The sequence below is a fragment of the Rhodococcus sp. (in: high G+C Gram-positive bacteria) genome, assembly GCF_049286785.1.
Classification (GTDB): Bacteria; Actinomycetota; Actinomycetes; order Mycobacteriales; family Mycobacteriaceae; genus Rhodococcus_F.
Genome location: NZ_JBAQEO010000135.1, coordinates 1 through 2,134 on the forward strand (window position 1 = coordinate 1; position 2,134 = coordinate 2,134).

The 2,134-nt window shown below is 62.5% G+C and carries 2 protein-coding genes and 1 pseudogene; all 3 read left to right on the top strand.

The features are described 5' to 3' along the window. Positions 1-189 (top strand): annotated as a pseudogene (locus WAW17_RS05485) (2Fe-2S ferredoxin); the annotation flags it as partial. A 26-nt stretch (positions 190-215) separates the two neighbouring features. Next, the gene (locus WAW17_RS05490; RefSeq protein WP_422331995.1) at positions 216-1,604 is read left to right on the top strand and encodes a cytochrome P450; all 1,389 of its coding nucleotides are present in this window, start codon (positions 216-218) and stop codon (positions 1,602-1,604) included. Continuing rightward, the coding region (locus tag WAW17_RS05495; RefSeq protein WP_422331996.1) for an NAD(P)/FAD-dependent oxidoreductase at positions 1,601-2,134 on the top strand (534 nt) is incomplete at its 3' end. The genes WAW17_RS05490 and WAW17_RS05495, both read left to right, overlap by 4 nt.

Sequence of the window (2,134 nt, forward strand, 5' to 3'; positions counted from 1 at the left end):
GCGTGCGGCACCTGCCATGTGATCGTCGATCCGCAGTGGTCCGAGCAGGTCGGCCTCTCTGGCGCCGTTGAGGAGGAGATGCTCTCGATGAACCCCGAGCGTCAGCCGACCTCCCGGCTGTCCTGCCAGATGGTGGTCTCCGAGGAGTGGGACGGCTTGATCGTCCAGCTGCCCGAGTACCAGATGTGACGACGAGAGAAAACGGATAAGAAGTGATGAAGGTTTCTGAAGCAATCACTGAGAAAGTTCAGTCGACCATCCCGATCGACCTGCAGATTCAAGGCGCACACCTGTACGACAAGACCCGGCGTTGGGTGACCGGAACGAACGGGGAGAAACTCTTCGTCGAGAGCCCCATTCCGCCGGTCGAGGACGTCGAACTCGCCGACATCGACCTCAGCAACCCTTTCCTCTATCGTCAGGGGCGCTGGCAGTCGTACTTCGAGCGCGTGCGCAACGAGGCTCCGGTCCACTATCAGCCCAACAGTCCGTTCGGTCCGTTCTGGTCCGTCACGCGCCATGCCGACATCGTGGCCGTCGACAAGAACCATGAGGTCTTCTCCTCCGAGCCGTTGATCGTCATCGGGGCCCCGCCTCGTTTCTTGGATATCGAGATGTTCATCGCGATGGATCCGCCACGCCACGACCGGCAGCGGGCCGCTGTCCAAGGGGTGGTCGCGCCGAAGAACCTGCGTGAGATGGAGGGTCTGATTCGATCGCGCGTCCAGGAGGTGCTGGACAACCTGCCCGTGGATGAGCCGTTCGACTGGGTCCAGAGCGTCTCGGTCGAGTTGACCGCTCGGATGCTTGCGACCCTCCTGGACTTTCCGTACGAGCAGCGTCGCAAACTCGTCCAATGGTCAGATCTCGCATCCTCGATGGAGCAAGCCAACGGCGGTCCCTCGGACAATGACGAGGTGTTCGACGGCATGCGCGACATGGCGCGAGGTCTCAGCGAGCACTGGCACGACAAGGCGGCCCGGACAGCTGCCGGGGAGGAACCCGGCTTCGATCTGATCACCCTGTTGCAGAGCGACGAGAGCACCAAGGATCTGATCGACCGACCGATGGAGTTCTTGGGCAACCTTGTGTTGCTGATCGTCGGAGGCAACGACACGACCCGGAACTCGATGAGTGGCGGTGTTCTCGCGTTGAACCGGTTCCCAGACCAGTTCGACAAGCTGAAGGCAAACCCCGACCTGATCCCCAACATGGTCTCGGAGATCATCCGGTGGCAAACACCGTTGGCCTATATGCGCCGGATCGCCAAGGCCGACACCATGCTGAACGGCCAGTTCATCCGCAAGGGCGACAAGGTAGTGATGTGGTATGCCTCGGGCAACCGCGACGAGCGCGTGTTCGATCGGCCCGACTACTTGATCATCGACCGGGCCAACGCCCGCAAACACATCTCCTTCGGCTTTGGTGTCCACCGCTGTATGGGCAACCGGCTGGCCGAAATGCAGCTGCGGATTCTCTGGGAGGAGTTGCTCCCTCGCTTCGAGAACATCGAGGTCGTCGGCGAACCCGAGTATGTGCAGTCCAACTTCGTGAGGGGTATCAGCAAGATGATGGTCCGCCTCACCCCGAAATCCGACACATGACATTGCAGCGGGCAGTCATCGTCGGGGCCAGCCATGCTGGGGCCCAACTCGCAGCCAGCCTGCGCCAGGAAGGATGGACCGGTGAGATCGTCCTCATCGGTGAGGAGTCGGCGCTGCCCTACCAGCGCCCTCCGCTGTCGAAGGTCTACCTGGCCGGCAAATGCTCACTCGACGACCTCGCGATCCGCAGCGCCGATTTCTACGTCAAACAGCGAATCCAACTCATGGATGCGACGGTGCAGACGATCGACCGCTCGGCTGGTCACGTCGTGCTGAACACCGGCGACGCATTGCCCTACGACAAGCTCGCGTTGTGCACTGGCGCCCGGCCTCGTCGGCTCTCCACCCCTGGAGCCGACCTGGCCGGAGTGTATTACCTACGCACTGCCGCGGATGTCACGAGGATCCGAGAGGCCACCAGCCCCGGGCGTCGGGCCGTGATCGTCGGCGGCGGCTACATCGGACTGGAGACGGCCGCCTCGTTGCGTGCACTGGGTCTGGAGGTCACCGTGCTCGAGGCGACCGGGCGC